This is a genomic window from Tsukamurella sp. PLM1 (assembly GCF_023168325.1).
In the GTDB taxonomy this organism is placed as follows: Bacteria; Actinomycetota; Actinomycetes; order Mycobacteriales; family Mycobacteriaceae; genus Tsukamurella.
Map to the genome: position 1 here is coordinate 2,735,625 of NZ_AP025688.1, position 21,641 is coordinate 2,757,265.

The window sequence follows — 21,641 nt, forward strand, 5'->3', positions numbered from 1 at the left end:
CGACGCTACGCGGCGCCCGCCTCGCGCTCCTCGCCCGGCACGACGACACCGTCTTTGACGTCCTGGGCGTACACGTCCACGTACGGTTGGCCGGAGAGCTTCATCAGCTCGTACATGACCTCGTCGGTGATGGCGCGCTCGATGAACCGGTTGCCGGACATGCCCTCGAACCGGGAGAAGTCCAATGGCCGGCCGATGCGGACCTGCACGCGGGTGGGGTGCGGCAGGGTGGAGCCCGGCGGGTTGAACTTTTCGGTGTCGACCATGGCCACCGGGATGATCGGCGCGCCCGTCTCGAGCGCCATGCGGGCCATGCCGGTCTTGCCCTTGAACAGCCGGCCGTCGGGGCTGCGGGTGCCCTCCGGGTACAGGCCCAGCAGCTGGCCCTTCTCGAGCGCGCCGACGCCCGCATTGAGCGCGTCCTGCGCCGCGCTCGCGCTGCCGCGCACGATGGGGATGCAGCCGACCGACGAGAAGAACCACTTCTTGAACGCGCCCTTGAGGCCCTTGCCCGTGAAGTACTCGCTCTTGGCCAGGAACTTGATGGGCCGCGGCACCATGAGCGGCAGGAAGAACGAATCCATCACCGCCAGATGGTTACTGGCGAGGATCGCGGCGCCGTCCTTCGGCAGGTTCTCCAGCCCCACCACCCGCGGCCGGCCGAGCAGTCGCAGCACCGGCCCGATCAGCACCCACTTGAAGACCATCCACCACATGTCGCCCAGCTCTCCATCGACCACCCGACGTGTCGGGCTTCACTCTACCGACGGTGGCGGCGCTCCGCCCCGCGATCAGCGGGCGACGGCATCCCGCGCCAGGGCTGCGGCGCCGAGCATGCCGGCGCGTTCGCCCAGCTCCGTGGCCCGGATCCGGGGCTTGCGGCGGTACTTCGCGCCCGTGAGCTGCTGTGCGAAGTGCTCGCGGGCATCGTCGAGGAACAGCCGCGACGAGGCGCCCACGCCGCCGGAGAGCACGATCAGGTCCGGGTCGAACACATCGCTCACCATCGCCAGGCCCACGCCCAGCCAACGCGCCAGCTCGCCCATCGCCTCCTGCGCCACGGGGTCGCCCGCCTCGGCGGCGGCCGCCACCTTGCGGCCCGTCAGGGAACCGGGATCGTCGGACAGCTCGCGCGCCAGGAGCACGCCCCGCGAGCCCGACCCGCCCATGAGGTCGATCGCCGTCTCCACCAGGGCGGTGCCGCTGCAGTAGCGCTCCCAGCACCCGGACTTGCCGCAGTCGCACGGCCTCCCTCGGGCACCACCTGCAGGTGCCCGAGCTCCGGGGCGACGCCGAACGCCCCGCGGTACAGCGCACCGTCGATCAGCAGCCCCGCCCCGATGCCGGTGCCGAGCGCGACGACGCACGTCACGCGCGATTGCCGCGCCGGCCCGTAGACGTGCTCGGCCCAGGCGGCGGCGTTCGCGTCGTGCTCCATCACCACGGGAATGCCCACGCGCGCGGTCATCTCCGACGGCACCTTCGCGTCGCGCCACGGCAGGTGCGGGGCGAACGCCACCGTCTCGCGGGAGGGGTCGAGGAAGCCCGCGACGGCGAGCCCCACGGCCTTGACGTCGTGCTCCACACACAACTCCTGCACCACTCGGTCCAGGCAGCGCTCGAGGGCACGAGCACTGCGCGGCGTCTCGGCGCGCGCCGTGTCGATGACGGTGCCGTCCTCCGTCACCACCCCGGCCCGCACCGAGGTGCCGCCGATGTCGATCCCGATCGTGAGCGTCATGCGCCATCCCCGTCGTGTTCACCGTCGCCGGGCAGGTCGATCACGATCCGCTCGTACCCCGTGGTCTGCGAGGACTGCGCCGGCCCGGGCGCCGGTTCCGGCACGCCCGTCTGGTTCTCGGGCTCCGACGGTGCGCGGCCCACCGTACTCAGGTAATCCGCCGCGACCGCGGCGAAGGTGACCCGCGCGCTGCCGAGCAACTCCTCGGCGAGCTCGAGCAGGTCGGCGAGGACCTCATCGGCGAACTGCCCGAACGACTTCGACGCCTCGGTCGCGAACGGCTCGATGTGCCGGGCGACCGCGCCGCCCAACGCACACAGGCGGCACGCGCCGGGGTCACCGTCGGGGTGAGCGGCGTGCTCGGCCAGGCCCGCCGCGATCCACGGCCGCGCCGTCTCGAACAGGCGGGTCGCGGCCGCGAGGAACTCCTCGGACGGGTCGGGTTTCGAGTCAGCCACCGGGCCAGACCTCGCGATCGGGGGTGAAGCTCACGCGCAACTCCCCTTCCACATAGGTCGCACCCGCCACGACACAGCGGCGCAACACAGACGGTAGCCGCATCCGGCGGCGCACACCCTGCGCATCGACCAGCAGGTCCTCCTCGACCCGCCCCAGCCCGATCGTCGCCGGGTCGACCAGCGGCAGCGGCAGCACCCACTCGTAGCGCGCGTCCAGGCCACGGGGGTCCTCGCCGTCGTCCAGCCTGTGCACCTCGGGGGCGGGCGGCAAAGCGGGCGCGGCGTCGAGCACCGTCGACGGGTCGAAGTCGAGCGCGGCCGCGTCCGCCGGCGTGCGGACCGGATCGGCGGTCTCGGCGGCCTCGAGCACCGGACGGTTCAGCACCGTCGACAACTCCGAGGCGACCTCGCGGGCGTCGTCCTGCGCGGCCACCCGCGCGCGCACCACCCGCACCGCGGGATGCGGGAGGTCGAGCGCGAACCGGTCGTCGAGGGCGAAGAGGCGGTTGAGCACGAGCGCGACGGGCCGCAGGCCCAGTACCTCCAGCGCGGCGAGCTCGTCGCGGGCGCGCTGCGGCCGGCCCCCGTCGCCGGTGAACACGTAGAGCAGTTCGAGAGCTGAGCGGTCGGCGACGAACGCGGCGAGCTGATCCGCCAGCCCGGCCACCGGCTCGGCCAGCAGCAGCGCCGCGAGCGAGCCGGTCGCGGCGCCCGAGCCCGGGCCGGAGAGCCGCACGTGCCGCGGCCACACGCGCTCGAGGTACGCGCCCAGCGACGCGGGCGCCGTCAGGAGGGAGACGAGCCCGTCGAAGCCCGGTCCATCGACGACGACGGTGCCGTACCGCCCCGACTCGGCGTGTCCGCGGATCGCGCGCAGCACCAGCACGTGCTCGGCGTCGGCGAGACCGGTGAGCTCCGGCGGCTCCAGCGCGAACGGGTCGAATCCCTGCCCACCCGGCGACTTCTCGTCGTCGACGAGGCCGCGCCCCGCCTTCACCGTGGCGGCCAGCGACTCCCACCACTGCGCGAGCAGTTCGACGGGATTGAGGTGCACGTGATCGAACGGGCCGGTCCCGTCCGCGAGCAGGGGATCGGGGACCCGCCCGACAGTGACCAGCAGGGTCCGGCCGCGCGCCGCCGCGCGCGCGGCGAACGCGACCGCCACCGTCGTCCTACCCGCTCCCCGGCGCCGGCCACCAGCAGCACCCGGGCCCGGCCGCTGCTGCGTTCTCGGACATCAGGATTGCGCCGCCTGCTCGCCCTCGACGTGGCGCTTGAGCTCCTTGAGAGCGGTGTCGGTGATCGCCTTCTCCGCCTTACGGCGCAACATCCCCAGCATGGGGATCTGCAGCGTCACCTCGAGCGTGTACGTGACGGTGGTCGCGCCGTCCGTCGTGGGCGTCAGGTCGTACCGGCCGTGCTGCGTGCTCTGCAGCGTGCTGGCCGCCAGCTCCCACGAGACCGAGCGGCCGCCCGGCTCCCAGGTGTACTCGAGCTCGTAGGTGTCGCGCAGGAAGCCCTCCTCGAGCACGAATCGCACCCGGCGCGGCCGCCCGGCGCCGGTGGTCTCGAGGACGGTCACCTCACGAGCCGCCGAAACCCACTCGGGATAGCGGTCGAACGCCGAGATGGCGGCCATGATCCGCTCCGGCGCCGCGTCGATCACGATCGATTCGCGGGTGCGTTCGGCGTCAGACACGGTCGACCTCTCCCGCCGCCGGGCCACCCAGCACGCGCCCGTCCTCCGCGGCGAACTTCACGTCGAACATCACGTCGTGCCCGCGCACCCGGCGCTCGCGCACCTGCGCCACGATCTGCTCGGGGGTCATCGGCGTCGCCGGCTCGGCGTGCAGGAAGTAATGCAGCAGGCTCCCGTCGAGGTGCGGCTCGATCCAGAACTCGGAGGTGCCGGTCAGCGGACCGTCGACCTTCCAGCGGAGGCCGAGCTCCCCCCGGTCCTCGGTGACGGACAGGCGCAGGTCCGGGAACCAACCGCGCCACCGCTGCGCGCCCGCCATCGCGGCGGCCACGGCGCTCGGGTGGGCGGCGACGAACGCGACGTCGGCCACTTGGATGGTGCTCACCCCTTAAGCTTCACACATCCGCTCCCGGGGCGGACGGTGCCGGGTCCGTTCGAGCGCTCGTCGCACCGCTCCCGCCCGACGGTGCCGGGCTCCCTCAGCGCCGGAACATCGGATTTGCAGCGGTGTAAGGTTCACCACAAACCACCGAAAGCGACCCGGAGGATCCGTGCGCGAGATCAGCGTCCCCGCCAACTACACCATCGACCCCGCGTCCTCCACGGTCGACGTGGTCTTCGACGCGGCCCGCACCGCCCCACAGAGCGTCCGCGTCAAGCGGCTCGTGGGCGGCGAGTGGCAGCCGGTCACCACGAAGCAGTACGAGCAGGAGATCCTCGGCGTCGCGAAGGGCCTGATCGCGCAGGGCGTGCAGCCGGGAGACCGGGTGGCGCTGGTCTCGTCCACCCGCTACGAGTGGCCCGTGATCGACTTCGCGATCTGGGCCGTGGGCGCGGTCACCGTGCCGGTGTACGAGACCAGCTCGGCTGGTCAGATCGACTGGATCCTCCAGGACTCCGACGCGGTGCTGATGATCATCGAGGGCTCCAAGCAGGCCGCCGAGGTCGCGGAACTGACGGACCTGCACAACGTCAAGCGGGTGCTGCGGATCGATCCCGCCGAGGGCGAGCAGGGTGCCGTCGCCGCGCTCACCGCCGAGGGCTCCGAGATCACCGAGGAGAAGGTCCACGCGGGCCGCGCCGGGGTGACCGCCGACGACCTGGCCACCTTGATCTACACCTCCGGCACCACTGGCCGCCCGAAGGGCTGCGAGCTCACGCACTCGAACCTGATGAGCGAGGCCGAGGCGATCCTCGCATCGCCGTTCGGCGACGCCATCCGGGGCGGCTCCAACGTCATGTTCCTGCCGCTGGCCCACGTTCTGGCCCGTGCCGTCAACATCGCGTGCTTCAAGGGCGGCGCATTGGTGGGCCACTTCAACGACACCAAGAACCTGGTGCCGCAGTTCTCCATCTTCAAGCCCACGCTGATCCTGTCGGTGCCGCGGGTGTTCGAGAAGGTGTACGCCTCCGCGCAGCAGAGCGCCGTGGACGGCGGCAAGGGCAAGATCTTCGACGCCGCAGTGCAGACCGCGATCGAGTACAGCCAGGCGCAGGACGCCGGCGGCGCCGGGCTGTTGCTCAAGGCGAAGCACACCCTGTTCGACAAGCTGGTGTACGGCAAGCTCAAGGCCGCGCTCGGCGGGAACTGCAAGGTCGCGATCTCCGGCGGCGCTCCCTGGGCGCTCGGCTCGGCCACTTCTTCCGCGGCGTGGGCGTCACGGTGATGGAGGGCTACGGCCTCACCGAGACCACCGCGGCCATCACGGTCAACGTCGCGGGCGCGCAGAAGATCGGCACCGTCGGGCGTCCGCTGGGCGGCCAGGCCGCGAAGATCGCCGAGGACGGCGAGATCCTGCTCAAGGGCTCCGTCGTCTTCCGCGGCTACTGGCACAACGAGGAGGCCACTGCGGCCGCCGTCGAGGACGGCTGGTTCCACACCGGCGACCTGGGCTCGATCGACGACGACGGCTACCTGTCGATCACCGGCCGCAAGAAGGAACTGATCGTGACCGCGGGCGGCAAGAACGTCTCGCCCGCCGGGCTCGAGGACGCGCTGCGCGGCAACCCGCTGATCTCCCAGGCGATGGTCGTCGGCGACGCGCAGCCGTTCATCGCCGCGCTCGTCACCATCGATCCCGAGGCGTTCCCGCAGTGGAAGGCGGCCAACGGCAAGCCCGAGGCGGCCACCGTCGCGGAGCTGCGCAACGACCCCGACCTGGTGGCCGAGATCGACAAGGCCGTCGCCGTCGCGAACGACACCGTGTCCAAGGCCGAGGCCATCAAGAAGGTCCGTATCCTCCCGGAGGACTTCTCCGAGGAGACCGGCGAGATGACCCCGACCATGAAGGTCAAGCGCAACGTCGTGGCGCAGAAGTACGCCGACGACATCGCGGACATCTACGCCTGATCACAGACGAACCACGAACCGCCGCACCGGCTCCCGGTGCGGCGGTTCTGTTCTCCCATCCGACGGCGCGCGGCGCGGCTCGCCCCCGCGTGACTCGGCCCACCGATGATCATCACGACGTCGGAGCCGCTCCGGGCGATACGGCAGCGGACGGACGCGGAGTGAGGACGGGGACCATGAGCGACGGGTTGGTGTCACACCCACGGCGCACAGCCCACTCGGGGGAAAGTTGTTGCAACCACCACGACATCACTGCGGATCAGAACGGGTTGAGCAAGGTCTGGAGCCGGTGGCCGAGACGGCGCCAGTCGAAGTGTTCGGCCACCAGCTCGCGGCCGCGCGCGCCCATCGCCGCGGCGCGGTCGGGATCGGCGAGCAGGCCCGCAACGGCGTCGGCGATCGCCTCGACGTCGCGGCCGGGCACCACGTGCCCGGACTCCCCCTCCCACACCGTCTCCGGGGCGCCACCGGAATCTCCGGCGACGACGGGCTTCCCGGTCGCGGACGCCTCGAGGAAGACGATGCCGAGCCCCTCCACGTCGAGTCCGGCGCCACGGGTGCGGCAGGGCATCGCGAACACGTCGCCCACCGTGTGGTGCGCGGCGAGCTCGTCGAACGGCACCCCGCCCGTGAAGATCACTTGGTCCTCGACGCCCACCTCGCGCACCAGTTTGCGCAGGGTCTCCGCGTACGGGCCGCCACCCACGATCATCAGCTTCGCACCGGACACCTGCTTCCGGATCCGCGGCAGCGCGCGGATCAGCATGTCCTGCCCCTTGCGCGGCACCAGCCGCGACAGGCACAGCACCACGGGCTCGTCCTCCCCCAGCCCGTACCGCGCACGCAGAGCCGAGCGGGCGGCATCGTCGGGCCGGAAGACGTCCGTGTCCACGCCGGGCGGAAGGTGCTCGAGCGCGGCGCGCGGGCCGAACGCCGCGGCGAACCGGCCGCGCGTGTACTTGCTGACGTACGTCGTCACGTCGGTGGTGTCGCCGATGCGGCGCAGGCACGCCCGCGAGGGCGGCAACATCGACCAGCCCACCTCGTGCCCGTGCGTCGACGCGACGGTCCGCAGCGCCCCCGCGTCCTTCAGCGGGGCGCCGAGCAGCGCGAGCGGCGCGGCGGCACCGAACCAGACGGTCTCGATGTCGTGGCCGCGCACCAGATCCCGGGCGCGGGAGAACGCGTCGGGCGTGGGCACGAGCAGTGAGGTGGGGTGCCGGACCACCTCGAACGGCTGCGCCGCGTCGTACTCCTCACTACCGCGCCAGCGCGACGCGTACACCACCAGTTCGTCGGCAGGCAGCTGCCGGACGAAGGCCTGGAGGTACGTCTGGATCCCGCCGGGGCGGGGTGGGAAGTCGTTGGTGACCAGCAGCGTGCGCGGCATGGGGTCAACCGTACTGGCGGGGCGGGCACCGTCGGGCACACGCCCCGCCGACAGGCCCTACGGACGCATCTCGTAGGCGCCGTCGTACTCGGCGACCTGCTGCCACACGCGATCGAACGCGGCCTGATCGGCGGTCGGGCGGCGGACCGCGCCGAGCGCCCAGTCCTGCTGCGCCGGCGTGGCGGAGGGCTTGCCGTAGACGCCGATCGCGTAGCCCGAGAAGTCGCGGACGAGCACGTCGAAGATGCGGCTGAGCACGTCCCGGTCGAGGCCGGTCAGAGCGGCCTGCTCGAGGATCAGCTGGCCGTAGACGACCAGCGAGAACAGGTGCCCGATGTCGAGGACGAAGTCGAGATCCTCGGCCTGCTCGGCGCTGGGCGGCGCGGTCTGCAGCAGGGTGCGCAGCGCCTGCGCCTGCTCGTAGAAGGTCGCGACGTTCGGCACGTCCGCGGCGGCCTTGTACGGCTTCGTCCAGTCCGCGAACTGCACCTTGCCGGCACCGCCGAGCGGCCCCTGGTCGAAGAAGAACGCCTCGTCGGCCGCGTCCGTGCGCGTCCCGATCTCCGGGTACTCCTTCGGGTTGAACAGGTAGTTGGGCATGAACTTGAGGATCTGCGCGACGTTGACGTGCACCGTGCCCTCGAGCCGCGGAAGCCATCCGATGAACCGGTTCGCCTGGTGGAAGTAGGTGGTCTTCTCGTATCCCTTGGCGGCGACCACGTCCAGCAGCAGGGTGAGCACCTTCTCGCCCTCGGAGGTGACCTTGGACTTGGTCATCGGGTTGAACAGCAGGTACCTGCGGTCGTCGCGGCTCGCACTGCGGAAGTAGTCCACGGACCGGTCACTGAACAGCTTCATCGCGACGAGGCGCGCGTAGGCGTCGACGAAGTTGCCGCGCACGTGGCTGAAGTCGGTGACCGGGTTGCCGTACAGGATGCGGTTGTTCGAGTGAGTGATCGCCTCGTGGAAGGCGTGCTCGCACATGCCGATCGAGCCGTGGCACAGGTTGAACTTGCCGATGTTGACGGTGTTGAGCGCCGCCGCGAACGCCTCGGGCCCCGTGTGCAGGACGTCCGCCTCGGTCACCGGGTAGTCGACGAGCTCGAAGGTCGAGACGAACATCTGGCCGTGCACCACGTTGTCGATGAGCCGGTACGCGGGGTGGCCGCTGTCGGCGGCGAAGAAGACGTACCCCTCCGGTCCTTCCACGTCGGCCCGGCGCCCGAACACGGAGACCATGCCCGCGACGTTGCCGTTGCCGATGTAGTACTTGGTGCCGGACGCGGTGAAGCCGCCGTCGCCGGTGGGCGTGAGGATCATGTCCGTGCTGTACACGTCGGCGCCGTGCTCCCGCTCGGACAGGCCGAACGCCATCACGCCCCCGTCCAGGAGTTGTTGCGCCGCTCGGCGTTTCGCGTCCTCGTTGGCGCTCATCCAGATCGGCCCCAGGCCGAGGATCGTGACCTGCTCGGCGTACCAGTAGGCGAGGCCGTAGAAGCCGAAGATCTCGCTCAGTGCGGCATTGCGGGCGGCGTCCCACCGCCGGTTCGGGTCACCGTCGGCGTAGGCGGCGGGCGTGAGGAAGGTGGCGAACAGCTTCTCCCGCTTCTCGAACTCGAGGAAGTCCGTGACCCACTCCGCCTCGAGATCGGCGCGCAGCAGCCGCTCCTTGCCGTAGCCCTCGAAGAAGTCGACCGTGGCGCGCAGCAGGCGCCGGGTCTCCGGGTCGAACTGCGCGTAGTCGGCGGTGTGCGGGTTCAGCAGGATGCGGGACATGGCCCACAGGCTACCCGCTAGTAACGAACCGCCGACTTGTACGGGCCCGCGGAATCGATCGGGACGACCTTCACCGGCACGCCGTAGGTCGACGCGTGCACGACCTTGCCGTCGCCGACGTACATCCCGACGTGGGTCGCGGCAGCGTAGTAGACGATGATGTCGCCGGGCTGCAGCTGATCACGGGAGACCGGCTGGCCGCCCGCCAACTGTGCCTGCGAGGTGCGAGGCAGCGACTTGCCGGACTGCTGGTAGGCCCACACCATGAGCCCGGAGCAGTCGAACTGGCCTGGGCCGGTGGCGCCGAACGAGTACGGCATGCCGACGCGGGTCAGCGCGGCCCGCACCGCGGCGAGTTCGGCGGTGCTTCCGGCCGGTACCTTGCTCGGGTCGAACGGTGTGGGCGGGCCGATCAGCGAGCCGCGCTGAGCGCCCGTCAGGCGATCGTAGATCGCCTTGATCCGGGCCACCTCGCGGGCGAGTTTCGACTTCTTCTCCCGCAGGTCCGAGGCCTTCTTCTCGGCGTCGGTCCGCGTGGACTCCGCCGCCTTGGCCGCGTCGTCCGCGCGCTTGGCCGCCGACTCGGCCGCGCTCTTCGACTTCTTGTAGGCGTCGACGGTGGCGATCACGTCGCGGTTGATGAAGTCCAGGGTCGACATCTGGTCGAGCATCTGCTGCGGCGAATCGCTCACGAGCAGGGCGTACGTCCGGTTGGTGCGCGAGCCCTTGTAGTTCGCGACCACGACCGCGTCTATCTGCGGCTGCAGCGCCGCCTGTCGCGCCTTCACGGCGCCGACCTCGCGCTGCGCCGCAACCAGCGTGGCATCGGCGGCGCGCTTCGCGGCGGTGGCCTTGGCGGCGTCCTCTTGCGCAGCCTTCGCGGCCTCGTTCGTGGCCGACGCCTGCTCCGACAGTTCCTTGTACTGCTTCAGGGCCGCATCCGCGGTGTCCGGATCGGCCGTCGCGCTGCCGACCACGGTGAGCCCGGCGATCATGACCATGACCGCCGACGCGGCGATGCCGCGCCGGACGCGGGAACTGTGCTGGGGGATCGAGGGCACGGGCGGAGCTGGTCCTTCCAAAGCTGACGTCACGCGGGTCGCGCCCACGTCACGAGGAGTGGTTGCCGTCGCAACCACATCAGGGTACGTCAGTACCGACGGGCCGAGTAGACCGACATCTCGTTGAGCGGGCTCACCTTGACCGGAATGCCGTAGTTCACCGAGTGGACGACCTTGCCCTCGCCGATGTATAGGGCGGCATGGCTGCCGCCGTTGTAGATCACGATGTCGCCCGGCTGCAGGTCCTTGATCGCGACGGACCGGCCGCCGCCGAGCTGGCCGTAGCTGTCGCGAGGCACCGTGATCCCGGCCTGCTTCATCGACCAGTAGACGAGACCGGAGCAGTCGAACGAGGTGGGGCCGGCGGAACCGTACGAATAGGGCAGGCCCGTGCGCGACAGCGCCGCCTGCACGACCTTGGCCTTCGCGCCACCCGGCTGCGCGCCGGCGACGGTGGTCTCGCCCGGCTTAGGGGCGATCGCGACACCGGACACCACGTTCGGGCGTGCGGCGGTGCTGCGCGAGGCGACGGGCTTGGCCTTGGGCGCAGGCTTCGCGGCGGGCTTGGCCTTGGACGCAGGCTTCGCGGCGGGCTTGGCCTTGGGCGCAGGCTTTGCGGCGGGCTTGGCCTTCGCCTGGGGCGCGACCGCGGCGGGCTGCGCCTGCGGCGCGGCGGGAGCCGGCTTGGCCTTAGGGGCGACCGGCGCCGGCGCGGGCGCGGGGGTCGCGAAAGCGGTGGCCGCGGGGGCCGCGAGCGTACCGAGGGTCACTGCGCCGGCTGCGAGTGCACCGCGCGCGGCGGTGGCACCTCGGCTGGGCTGCGGCTGAAGTCGGTGTTTCGCCACGAAGGGGGTCTCCTCAAGTCTCTTCCCGACCGCCGACCGAGTTAGCTGACGGGTTCGGGCGAGGAAGATGCCCTACCCCGGAGACTTCGAGAGTCTCCGGCGATTCACCCCGGATAACGCGTGTGGGTCCCCGGCGAAGCGCGCGGCTTCTTAGGCGGTGACCTCGGGAGACGAGACGGATTTCGCCCCGGGTTCCTCCGCAAGGTCTCAGAAAGATTACGAAATGGAAACGCGCCTGTCTAGCCGGACGCGCCGGGGGACTCCCCGTGGGCACCCCTGAGCAACCCCTATCCGGCCCGTCTTCCCTGCTCAGGGAGCACCCGGAGCCCGGGCAACATTCCCGCGTTCGCGAACGTCACAATCGCGTCCTCCAGACCCGGTTCCGTCGTGACCGGTGGCGGGTCCATGGCCACCGGACGGAACAGGAATCCCACCGAGCAGTCCCCGCACGCGCGGGGCTTGGCCGGGCAGGTGGCGCAGTCGACGTGCAGTGCCATCGTGGCATCCCTTCTTCCATCGTCGTCGTTCGCGGCAGACGCTAGACCCCGGCACCGACAGGTTTCGCGCGTGCGTTCGGGCCGGGCGAACTTGTCGGTGGGGCGTTCTACGGTCTGGGCATGCAGCTCAGCCTCGACGATTGCGAGAGCGGGATCACGGATCCCGACTTGCGGGACGTGACGTTCGTCGTGGTGGATCTGGAGACCACCGGGGGCTCCCCCAAGGCAGGGGACGCGATCACCGAGATCGGCGCGGTCAAGGTGCGCGGCGGTGAAGTGTTGGGCGAGTTCGCCACGCTCGTCGACCCCGGCCGCGGGATCGCGCCGCACATCACCCATCTCACCGGCATCACCACCGCCATGGTCACCGGCGCCCCGCGCATCGAATCCGTGCTGCCCGCCTTCCTGGAGTTCGCGCACGGCGCCGTGCTGGTCGCCCACAACGCCCGGTTCGACCTGGGCTTCCTCAAGGCCGCGGCGGCGGCCACCGGAACCCCGTGGCCCAAGCCCGCGTCGCTGTGCACCGTCCAGCTCGCGCGCCGGGTGCTCACGCGGGACGAGGCACCGTCGGTCAAGTTGAGCGAGCTCGCGCGCCTGTTCCGCACCGAGACCACCCCCAACCACCGCGCGCTCGACGATGCGCGCGCCACCGTCGAGGTGCTGCACGGACTGATCGGCCGCGTCGGCAACCTGGGCATCCACACGCTGGGAGAGCTGCGTGGTCACCTGCCGTCGGTCACGCCGCAGCAGCGGGCCAAGCGGGTGCTGGCCGACCACCTGCCGGAACGCCCGGGCGTCTACCTGTTCCGCGGCCCGGGGGACGAGGTGCTCTACGTGGGCACCTCGCGCGACCTGCGGCGCCGGGTGCGCAGCTACTTCACCTCGGGCGAGACGCGCGGCCGGATCAAGGAGATGGTCGGGCTGGCCGAGCGCGTGGATCACGTCGAGTGCGCGCACGCCCTCGAGGCCGCAGCGCGCGAGCTGCGGCTGATCGCAGCGCACACTCCCCAGTACAACCGCCGCTCGAAGTATCCCCGGCGCGGCTGGTGGATCCAGCTCACCGCCGAGCCGTTCCCGCGCCTGGCCGTCCGGCGCTCCGCCACCGTCGGCACTCCGTGCCTCGGCCCGATCCGATCCCGAACCGACGCGGCGGACCTCGCCGAACTGCTCGCCGAGACCTGCGGCCTGCGCACCTGCACCACCCGTCTCCTGGCCGGCGCGGCGCACACGTGCGCCCTGGGGCCCGACGGTGCGCGCCCCCTCGGCGGATGCCACGCCTCCGTCGCGTCGCCCGAACCGGCGGCGCTGTACCGCCCGCGGGTCGAGCGGGCCGCGGCGGCGCTCACCGGCCGGTCGTCCGAGGTGTTCGATCGATTGCAGGAGCGGCTCGCCGCCCTGGCCGACCGGGAGTTCTTCGAGTCCGCGGCGCGGCTGCGCGACCGCACCGCGCAGCTGGTGGACGTGGTCGCCCGCTCCCACGCCCTCGCCGCCTTCGCCGACGTGCCGGAGCTGTCGCTCGCCCACCCGGACGGCAGCGGCGGTTGGGAGCTGTCGATCGTCCGGCACGGGCGGCTGGCCGCTGCGGGCGTCGCACCGCGGGGTGTCCCGCCGATGCCGGTGTTCGACCGGCTGCGCACCGGGGCGGAATCGGTCTACGAGGCGGACGCGGCGCCCGACGTGCCCGACACCCTGTTCCCCGCCGACGCGCTGCACGGCGCGAGCCCCGAGGAGGCGTCGCTGCTGCGGCGGTGGGCGCTGCGCCCGGGCACCCGCATCGTCGACGTGCAGGGCACGTGGGGCGAGCCGGCGCGCGGCGCGGGGCCGTGGGTCGAGTGGGCCGCGCGCGCCGCGGAGGCCGGCCGCGACGCACGTGCCGCGGCGGCGGGCCCGCGCGCCTCCGGGAGGCAATACAGTGAGGAGGCCACGCACGCCGCGTGACGCAGCACCAGCGCAACCGGAAGGCCTCGTACGTGATCACCGCGATCGTCCTCATCAACGCAGACGTGCACCGCATCCCCGAGACGGCGCAGGCCGTGGCGAACATCGAGGGGGTGTCCGAGGTGTACTCCTGCGCCGGCGACATCGACCTGATCGCGAAGGTGCGGGTGCGCGAGCACGATCAGATCGCGACCGTGGTCACGGAGAAGATCAACCGATTGGACGGCGTGGTCAGCACGTCCACCCACATCGCCTTCCGCGAGTACGCCTCGGCGGACGTCGACGCGGGCTTCGACATCGGGAACTGACCGAAGCGGAGGTCAGTAGCCGCTGTGACTGACCTCGGCGGCTTCGACTTCGATACCGAAGTCGACCGCCTGCTGGATGATCTTCTGCGCGCGCGCGAGGCGAGGGAGGTCGGAACCGTCGGTGATCTTGCCGCCGGACTTCTCGAAGGCGTCGATGAACCCGTGCGCCCACGCGACGTCCGCGTCGCTCGGGCTCAGACCCGCGTTGATGATCCCGGCGTGCTCGTGCGTGAGGCACAGCTTGCCGGACATGCCCATCTCCTTGGCGTGCGCGGTGCCCGTCGGCAGGTGGGCGATGTTCAGCGTGGGCCCGTCGATCGGGGCCGGCAGCCGCGCGGCACGCGAGGCGATCACGAGCTGCGAGCGGGCGTAGACCAGCGCGATCGGGTCGTCGCCGGCCGCGGTGTCGCGCTTGAAGTCGCCGGTGCCGAAGGCGATGCGGAAGGTCGACGGGGCGGACGCGATCTGCGCCACGTTCTGCATCCCCCGCGCCGTCTCGACCAGGGCGAGGATGCGGGTCCCGTCGGCGAGCCGGTCGGCGGTGTCGTCGAGGTGGCTGGCCGACTCGGACTTGGCCAGCATGACGCCCTCGAGGCCCTCGCACTGCTTGAGCGCGGCGCAGTCCTCACTCCAGAACTCGCTGGCGGCGTCGTTGATCCGGACCCACGCGCGGTGGCCGGTGGTGAGCCACTCGACGGTGTCGAGCCGCGCCTGCTTCTTGTCCTTGGCGGCGACCGCGTCCTCCATGTCGATGATCACCGCGTCGGCCTCGCTGGCCTGCGCGATGGCGAAAAGTTCGGGATGCGAGGCCGGGACGAGCAGCCAGGAACGAGCGATCTGCGGGGAAACGGTGCGCTTGGTCACGCAGCCAAGGTTAGGCGCGTGGAACGCCGAATTCCACGGAATGGAATCTTTTGCGCATTGTGTTCATTGCGCTCACTCGGAGATGTCCGAGACCGTCGCGTCGTACGCGGCGATCAGGGCCGCGGGGTCGACGATCGCACTGTGGCCGTGCGCGCCCGCACCGAGGGCCACCGTCGGGCCGGCGACGCGCTCGTCGACGTACACGGGCCAGCCCCCGCGGGCCCCGATCGGCGTGATGGTTCCGCGCTCGTAGCCGGTCGCCTCGAGCGCCTCGTCGGCAGGCGGCATCGCCAAGCGGTTGACGCCGACCACGGCACGCAGCTTCGGCCACGCGATGGATCGGTCGCCCGGCACGAGGGCGAACAGGTAGTCGCCCTCGCCGCGGCGCACCACGAGCGATTTGACCAGTCGCGCGGGCGGCAGGTCCATGAGGGCCGCCGCCTCCTCCAGGCTCCGCGCCGCCGGGCGCTCGCGGACGGCCACCGTCAGACCCCGGGCCTCGGCGTCCGCGCGCATCCGGTCCAGTCCCGAGTCACTCATGCGCCCGCGATCTCCTGCGACAGCGCCACCCAGCGGTCCAGCAGGGCGGCCGCGGCCCCGGAGTCGACGGCCTCCGCGACCCGCGGCAGATGTGCGGCGAGCGCGTCCTGCACGGACTCTCCCGCGGTGAGCCCCTCGTGCGCAGCGACGGCGCCGGCGGAATTGAGCAGTACAGCGTCCCGCACCGGGCCCGTCCGGCCCGCCAGGAACTCGCGCGCGATCCGCGCGTTCACCGTCGCGTCGCCGCCGCGCAGGTCCTCCATCGTCACGCGGGGCAGGCCCAGCGCGGTCGGGTCGACGGATTCGACGCCGACGCCGTCCTCCTGCACGCGCCACACCGTCGACGTCGCGGTGGTGGTCAGCTCGTCCAGGCCGTCGTCACCGCGGACGACGATCACGTGGTCCTTGCCGCCGCGATCCGCGAACGCCTGCGCCACGACCGGCGCGAGGTCGGCGAACGCGCATCCGATGAGCCCGGCGGAGGGCCGACCCGGGTTGGTCAGCGGCCCGAGGACGTTGAACACCGTCGGGATCCCGATCTCCTTGCGGGTGGCGCCGGCGAAGCGCAGCCCCGAGTGGAACACGGAGGCGAGACAGAAGCCGATCCCCAACTCGGCGGTCGTGCGCGCGACGCCCTCCGCGTTCAGCCCGATCGCGACCCCGAGGGCCTCCAGGCAGTCCGCGCCGCCCGACTTCGACGAGGCGGCCCGGTTGCCGTGCTTGAGCACCGGCACACCCGCCGCGGCCACCACGATCGAGCTCATCGTCGAGATGTTCACCGAGTGCGAGCGGTCGCCGCCCGTGCCGACGATGTCGACGGCACGTCCCGCGAACGGCACAGGGGTCGTGAGCGAGAGCATCACGTCGGCCAGCGCCCGCACCTCGACGGGCGACGGGCCCTTCATCTTCATCGCAACGCCGAACGCGGAGATCTGCGACGGGGTGGCCCCGTCGCTCATGATCTCGGACATCGCCCACCGGGCCTGCTCCGCGTCGAGGTCGCGCTGGGCGGTGAGCTCGGTGAGAACCGTCGGCCAATCCATGGCCGCAACTGTAATCGGGGCGGTCAAGCGGGAATCTGGAGCACCTGCCACAGCACGGCCCGCCCGCGGTGCCGCGCGGTCACGCCCGCCATCCGCGAACGCTCCTGGGAGACGTGCAGCGCGTCCACCTTCTGCACCCGCGCGACGACCACGGTCTCCACGCCCTCCGGGCCGGGAGTGGCCGCACCGTCGGGAGCCATCCGCTCGTACCGGTCCTGCGCGACGAGCCGCAGGACCTCGTCGACCTCCCCGGACGGAAGCTCGAGTACGTGCAGCAGCACGCTCTGCGCCTCCGGAACGAAACCCGGCGACGCGTCGAGGACCGCCGACGACGCCGCCGCGTCGTCCGCGGACTGGGCCACGGGAACCAAACCGGGGTGCCCGGGCGTTAGCTCTTCGACGGTGCGCTGCGACAGCCGGCCCAGGAGGCGACCCAGACGGGTGCGCTGCTCGGGCCTGCCGTTGAGATCGTAGGGCAAGGTATGCCTTATCTGCCGGTGACGGAAAGTCGCTGACGTGGCGTTTCAAGGGAGCGAGCGGAGGGCCTACGGACCGCCCGCAATATTCGACGCGCCCAATCTGCGACCCGGGTAGGCATTCGATACTACGACCGGTCATACTTGCGGAGTGACTAGCGCCGCACCCACCTCAGCTACAGCCATCACCCAGCGCGTGCACTCACTCAACCGGCCCAACATGGTCAGCGTCGGGACCATCGTCTGGCTGTCGAGCGAGCTCATGTTCTTCGCCGGGCTCTTCGCCATGTACTTCGTGGCGCGAGCAGGCGCGGGAGAACGGCTGGCCCCCCGCCGACACCAACATCAGCCTGGCCGCGGCGCTGCCGCCGACCATCGTGCTGATCGCGTCGTCGGTCACCTGCCAGCTGGGCGTCTTCGCCGCTGAGAAGGGCGATGTCTTCAAGTTCCGCGTGTGGTACTTCGTCTCGTTCCTGATGGGTGCCGCGTTCATCGCGGGCCAGCTGAACGAATACCTCACGTTGGTCGGCGAGGGCATGACGCTGAGCTCCTCGGTGTACGGCTCGGTCTTCTACATGGCGACCGGCTTCCACGGCCTGCACGTCATGGGCGGCCTCGTGGCCTTCATCTTCATCCTGGCCCGCAGCCGCGCCTCGAAGTTCACGCCCGCCCAGGCGACCTCGGCGATCGTCGTCAGTTACTACTGGCACTTCGTCGACGTGGTGTGGATCGGCCTGTTCGCCGTCATCTACATCATTCGCTAAAGACGTATTTCTCAGTCGCCATCACAGAGGGATTGCAGATGAGTTCAGCCAAGTTCGACCCCGCCGGCGAGGGAGGCGAGCCCAGCAGCGCGGAGCGCACCGTCGCTTCAAGTGCCGGGCCCGATCGCTCGTCGGCGCAGAAGGCCCGTAAGCAACGCAAGCTGCGCCGCAAGGTGACCAGCGCGGCGTTGCTGGTGGGAGGTCTGCTGGCCGCCGGCGGCATCGCCACCGTCGCCAGCCCCACCCCAGGTCGCGGTCGCGGACGATTTCGACTCCGCGCAGATCCAGGAGGGCAAGCGGCTGTACGAGACCTCGTGCATCAGCTGCCACGGCGCCGCCCTTGAGGGCGTGAAGGACCGCGGACCGAGCCTCGTGGGTGTGGGCGACGCCGCGGTGTACTTCCAGGTGCACTCGGGCCGCATGCCGGCCACCGTCAACTCGGCGCAGATCGTGCGCAAGCCCGCCAAGTTCGACGCGAAGCAGATCGACGCCATGGGCGCATACATCCAGTCGATCGGCGGCGGACCGTCGATCGTGTGGGAGTACAACGCGGACGGCTCGATCAAGCGGAACGAGAACGGCGACCGCGTGATCGCCCAGGCGTCGCTGCGCGGCACGAACCTCGGCGCCGGCGCCGAGCTGTTCCGCCTCAACTGCGCCTCGTGCCACAACTTCACCGGCCGCGGCGGCGCACTGTCCGGCGGTAAGTTCGCTCCGCCGCTCGACCCGGCGAACGAGCAGGAGATCTACGCGGCGATGCTGACGGGCCCGCAGAACATGCCCAAGTTCTCGGACCGTTCGCTCTCGCCGGAGGAGAAGAAGAACATCATCGGGTTCATCAAGAACGCCAGCGAGACGCAGTCCCCGGCGGCTCGGGCATCGGTGGGTTCGGTCCCGCCGCCGAGGGCATGGTCATGTGGTTCACCGGGATGATCGCCGTCGTCGGCGCCGCGATGTGGGTTGGGAGCAGGAATTGACCGCCAAGCCGTTGAAGAACGTCCCGTCGGACGACGAATTGGACAACCTGTCCCACGACGAGCTGGTGAAGCTCGGTACCAACCTCGACGGTGTCGAGCTGGTCTACCGCGAGCCCCGCTGGCCCGTCCCGGGGACCCGCGCCGAGAAGCGCGCCGAGCGGACCGTCGCCCTGTGGTTCGTCCTCGCCGGACTGTTCGCCCTGGGCACCCTGGGCGTGTTCCTGTTCTGGCCGTGGAAGTACCAGGGCATCGATGACACCCACTACTGGTGGTACACGCTGTACACGCCGATGCTGGGCATCACCTTCGGACTGTCGTTGCTGAGCCTGTTCGCCGGCACCGTCCAGTTCACGAAGAAGTTCATCCCCGAGGAGATCGCGGTCCAGCAGCGGCACGACGCCGGCGGCTCGGACAAGATCGACAAGGTCACCACGGCCGCCCTGTTCAAGGACGCGCTCGAGACCTCCACCCTCCCCCGCCGCAAGATGCTCATCGCCTCCGCCGGTTTCGGCGTGGGCGTGTTCGGACTGGCCGCGGCGGCCGGGTTCCTGGGCGGTCTGATCAAGAACCCGTGGGCCAAGCGCGAGGCCTCGCCGCTGTGGCACACCGGCTGGTCGCCGTACTGGAACTCGCTGACCAACGACTTCTCCAGCGATCTCAACCACGAGCCCGTGTTCCTCCGCAACGACGTGGGCGACCCGTACAAGGTCAAGCTGGTCAAGGCGGAGGATCTCGACGCCGGCGGCATGATGACCGTGTTCCCGTGGCGCGCCTCCGACGGTTTCGGCGACACGCCGGAGTCCCGCGAGCGCCTGCTCCACGGCCTCAAGGGGATCCGTAACCCCGTCATGCTGATCCGCCTCCGTCCCGAGGACAGCGCCCGGGCGATCAAGCGCGTGGGCCAGGAGGACTTCAACTACGGCGATTACTGGGCCTACACCAAGGTCTGCAGCCACTTCGGTTGCCCCACCTCGCTGTACGAGCAGCAGACGAACCGCATCCTCTGCCCGTGCCACCAGTCGCAGTTCAACGCCCTCGAGTACGGCAAGCCGGTCTTCGGCCCGGCGGCACGTGCACTGGCGCAGCTGCCGATCTCGGTGAACGAGCAGGGCTACATGGTCGCCAACGGCGACTTCATCGAACAGGTCGGACCGGCCTTCTGGGAGGCGACGCACTGATGAGCACGTTCGGAGATCGCCTCGGCCACCAGGCCAACGATCTGGATTCGCGTTATCACTTCGCGCCCGGCATCCGTCGCCAGATCAATAAGGTCTTCCCCACGCACTGGTCCTTCATGCTGGGTGAGATCGCGCTGTACAGCTTCGTGATCCTGCTGCTGTCGGGTGTCTACCTCACCCTGTTCTTCGATCCGTCGATGGCCGAGGTGCACTACGAGGGCGCCTACGAGCCGCTGCACGGCGTCGCGATGTCGCGCGCCTACGCCACCACCCTGGACATCTCGTTCGAGGTGCGCGGCGGCCTGTTCATCCGCCAGATCCATCACTGGGCCGCCCTGATGTTCGCGGCGTCGATCATCATCCACATGGCCCGCATCTTCTTCACCGGTGCGTTCCGCCGCCCGCGCGAGGCGAACTGGGTCATCGGCTGCGCCCTACTGCTGCTGGCGATGTTCGAGGGCTTCTTCGGCTACTCGATCCCGGACGACCTGCTCTCGGGCACGGGCGTGCGCGCCGCCATGTCGGGCATCGTGGTCGGCCTGCCGGTCATCGGCACCTGGGTCCACTGGGCCCTGTTCGGTGGGGACTTCCCCGGCGACCTGCTGATCCCGCGCCTGTACGTGCTGCACATCCTGCTGTTCCCGGGCATCATCCTGGCCCTCATCGCGGGCCACCTCGCCCTGGTCTGGTACCAGAAGCACACGCAGTTCGCCGGCCCCGGCCGCACCGAGGAGAACGTGGTGGGTGTCCGCATCCTCCCCGTCTTCGCCGTCAAGACCGGCGCGTACTTCGCCGCCACCTTCGGCATCATCGGCCTCATGGCGGGCATCTTCACGATCAACCCCGTGTGGAACATCGGCCCGTACGACCCGGCGAAGGTGTCCGCGGGCGTCCAGCCCGACATCTACATGATGTGGACCGATGGTCTGGCCCGTCTGTGGCCGGCCTGGGAGCTGTACTTCTGGGGCCACACGGTTCCGGGTGCCGCGTTCGTGGCCATCATCATCGGCGTGATCGTCGGCCTGATGTTCGCGTACCCCTGGATCGAGAAGAAGCTCACGGGCGACGACGCGCACCACAACATCCTGCAGCGTCCCCGTGACGTGCCGGTGCGCACCGCGATCGGCGCCATGGCGCTCGCGTTCTACATCGTGCTCACTCTGTCGTGCATCAACGACATCATCGCGCTGAAGTTCCATCTGTCCCTCAACGCGATGACCTGGATCGGCCGCATCGGCCTCGTGGTCCTGCCCCCGATCGCGTACTGGCTGACCTACCGGTTCTGCATCGGCCTGCAGCGCGCCGACCGCGCGGTGCTGGAGCACGGCATCGAGACCGGCGTCATCGTCCGCCGCCCGAACGGCGAGTTCATCGAGCTCCACCAGCCGCTCGGACCGGTCGACGAGCACGGCCACGCGGTCCCGCTCGCCTACCAGGGTGCGACGGTGCCGAGCAAGGCCAACCAGCTCGGCGCCGCCGGCCAGCCCGGTACGGGTTCGTTCCTGCGGGCCGACCCGGCCGACGAGCAGCGCGAGAACGCCGAGCGCGATCACGCGAACGAGCTCAAGGCGCTCGAGGCCCTGCAGAAGGTCCAGGACAACGGCGGCAAGATCGACGTCGACTAGATCCGCCTGAACGCCACTGCGGCCCCTCCCCTACCCCGGGAGGGGCCGCAGTCGTTTCCGGGCGGCGCACGCTCCTGGCACCGTCGCCGGGGTGTCCCGGGAGCGCCGCGG

The 21,641-nt window shown here is 70.5% G+C and carries 17 protein-coding genes, 4 pseudogenes and 1 riboswitch; of the genes and pseudogenes, 7 read left to right on the plus strand and 14 right to left on the minus strand.

The features are described from left to right. Positions 1-5: 5 nt before the first annotated feature. From MTP03_RS14070 to MTP03_RS14095, 6 genes and pseudogenes are all read right to left on the minus strand, one after another. Positions 6-716 (minus strand): 1-acyl-sn-glycerol-3-phosphate acyltransferase, encoded by a 711-nt coding sequence (locus MTP03_RS14070; protein WP_248492190.1) that lies wholly within the window; start codon positions 714-716, stop codon positions 6-8. 75 nt (positions 717-791) lie between these two features. Next, positions 792-1,741, minus strand: a pseudogene (locus MTP03_RS14075) (ROK family protein). Further along, positions 1,738-2,199 carry a hypothetical protein gene (locus MTP03_RS14080; RefSeq protein ID WP_248488807.1) on the minus strand — a complete coding sequence of 154 codons (462 nt, stop codon included), beginning with the start codon at positions 2,197-2,199 and terminating at the stop codon, positions 1,738-1,740. Before MTP03_RS14080 ends, MTP03_RS14075 begins: the two are co-directional and overlap by 4 nt. Beyond that, positions 2,192-3,364, minus strand: a complete 1,173-nt coding sequence (locus MTP03_RS14085; protein WP_248488808.1) for a hypothetical protein — start codon at positions 3,362-3,364, stop codon at positions 2,192-2,194. The genes MTP03_RS14080 and MTP03_RS14085 overlap by 8 nt, the downstream gene beginning before the upstream one ends. A 72-nt stretch (positions 3,365-3,436) precedes the next feature. Then, positions 3,437-3,898 carry an SRPBCC family protein gene (locus tag MTP03_RS14090; protein WP_248488809.1) on the minus strand — a complete coding sequence of 154 codons (462 nt, stop codon included), beginning with the start codon at positions 3,896-3,898 and terminating at the stop codon, positions 3,437-3,439. Then, complete coding sequence (locus MTP03_RS14095) at positions 3,891-4,283, minus strand: hypothetical protein (protein ID WP_248488810.1); 393 nt, start codon at positions 4,281-4,283, stop codon at positions 3,891-3,893. The genes MTP03_RS14090 and MTP03_RS14095 overlap by 8 nt, the downstream gene beginning before the upstream one ends. 166 nt (positions 4,284-4,449) lie before the next feature. On the opposite strand from MTP03_RS14095, the pseudogene MTP03_RS14100 reads away from it, so the two are divergent. Beyond that, positions 4,450-6,248, plus strand: a pseudogene (locus MTP03_RS14100) (long-chain fatty acid--CoA ligase). Positions 6,249-6,507: 259 nt separating this feature from the next. On the opposite strand, the gene MTP03_RS14105 reads toward MTP03_RS14100, so the two are convergent. The 4 genes from MTP03_RS14105 to MTP03_RS14120 all read right to left on the minus strand — a co-directional run bounded on the left by MTP03_RS14105 (position 6,508) and on the right by MTP03_RS14120 (position 11,245). Next, a complete protein-coding gene (locus MTP03_RS14105) occupies positions 6,508-7,638 on the minus strand; it encodes a glycosyltransferase family 4 protein (protein ID WP_248488811.1) in 1,131 nt (376 codons plus the stop codon). Between the two features lie 57 nt (positions 7,639-7,695). After that, positions 7,696-9,414, minus strand: coding sequence for an acyl-CoA dehydrogenase family protein (locus MTP03_RS14110; protein ID WP_248488812.1), 1,719 nt, complete (start codon positions 9,412-9,414; stop codon positions 7,696-7,698). A gap of 17 nt (positions 9,415-9,431) precedes the next feature. Next, positions 9,432-10,475, minus strand: coding sequence for a C40 family peptidase (locus MTP03_RS14115; protein ID WP_248488813.1), 1,044 nt, complete (start codon positions 10,473-10,475; stop codon positions 9,432-9,434). A gap of 89 nt (positions 10,476-10,564) precedes the next feature. Further along, positions 10,565-11,245 carry a C40 family peptidase gene (locus tag MTP03_RS14120; RefSeq protein ID WP_371820768.1) on the minus strand — a complete coding sequence of 227 codons (681 nt, stop codon included), beginning with the start codon at positions 11,243-11,245 and terminating at the stop codon, positions 10,565-10,567. A 90-nt stretch (positions 11,246-11,335) separates the two neighbouring features. Continuing rightward, a riboswitch (cyclic di-AMP (ydaO/yuaA leader) is annotated at positions 11,336-11,487 on the minus strand. Positions 11,488-11,937: 450 nt separating this feature from the next. On the opposite strand from MTP03_RS14120, the gene MTP03_RS14125 reads away from it, so the two are divergent. Both MTP03_RS14125 and MTP03_RS14130 read left to right on the plus strand, forming a co-directional pair. After that, positions 11,938-13,755, plus strand: coding sequence for a DEDD exonuclease domain-containing protein (locus MTP03_RS14125; RefSeq protein WP_248488815.1), 1,818 nt, complete (start codon positions 11,938-11,940; stop codon positions 13,753-13,755). Between the two features lie 32 nt (positions 13,756-13,787). Beyond that, positions 13,788-14,063 (plus strand): Lrp/AsnC family transcriptional regulator, encoded by a 276-nt coding sequence (locus MTP03_RS14130; RefSeq protein WP_248492191.1) that lies wholly within the window; start codon positions 13,788-13,790, stop codon positions 14,061-14,063. A 12-nt stretch (positions 14,064-14,075) separates the two neighbouring features. On the opposite strand, the gene MTP03_RS14135 is transcribed toward MTP03_RS14130, so the two are convergent. From MTP03_RS14135 to MTP03_RS14150, 4 genes are all read right to left on the minus strand, one after another. Next, positions 14,076-14,927 (minus strand): CoA ester lyase, encoded by an 852-nt coding sequence (locus MTP03_RS14135; RefSeq protein ID WP_248488816.1) that lies wholly within the window; start codon positions 14,925-14,927, stop codon positions 14,076-14,078. Positions 14,928-14,999: 72 nt separating this feature from the next. Continuing rightward, positions 15,000-15,467, minus strand: a complete 468-nt coding sequence (locus MTP03_RS14140; protein WP_248488817.1) for an aminoacyl-tRNA deacylase — start codon at positions 15,465-15,467, stop codon at positions 15,000-15,002. Continuing rightward, complete coding sequence (trpD, locus tag MTP03_RS14145; RefSeq protein WP_248488818.1) at positions 15,464-16,510, minus strand: anthranilate phosphoribosyltransferase; 1,047 nt, start codon at positions 16,508-16,510, stop codon at positions 15,464-15,466. The genes MTP03_RS14140 and trpD overlap by 4 nt, the downstream gene beginning before the upstream one ends. A gap of 23 nt (positions 16,511-16,533) precedes the next feature. Continuing rightward, positions 16,534-16,989 (minus strand): hypothetical protein, encoded by a 456-nt coding sequence (locus MTP03_RS14150; RefSeq protein ID WP_248488819.1) that lies wholly within the window; start codon positions 16,987-16,989, stop codon positions 16,534-16,536. Between the two features lie 148 nt (positions 16,990-17,137). Here MTP03_RS14150 and MTP03_RS14155 point away from each other — a divergent pair. From MTP03_RS14155 to MTP03_RS14170, 4 genes and pseudogenes are all read left to right on the plus strand, one after another. Beyond that, a pseudogene (locus tag MTP03_RS14155) lies at positions 17,138-17,750 on the plus strand (heme-copper oxidase subunit III). Positions 17,751-17,788: 38 nt separating this feature from the next. Further along, positions 17,789-18,727, plus strand: a pseudogene (locus MTP03_RS14160) (c-type cytochrome). After that, positions 18,724-19,905, plus strand: a complete 1,182-nt coding sequence (locus tag MTP03_RS14165; protein ID WP_248488820.1) for a ubiquinol-cytochrome c reductase iron-sulfur subunit — start codon at positions 18,724-18,726, stop codon at positions 19,903-19,905. The pseudogene MTP03_RS14160 and the gene MTP03_RS14165 overlap by 4 nt, the downstream one beginning before the upstream one ends. Continuing rightward, a complete protein-coding gene (locus tag MTP03_RS14170; RefSeq protein WP_248488821.1) occupies positions 19,905-21,530 on the plus strand; it encodes a cytochrome bc complex cytochrome b subunit in 1,626 nt (541 codons plus the stop codon). The genes MTP03_RS14165 and MTP03_RS14170 overlap by 1 nt, the downstream gene beginning before the upstream one ends. The last annotated feature ends 111 nt before the right edge of the window (positions 21,531-21,641 follow it).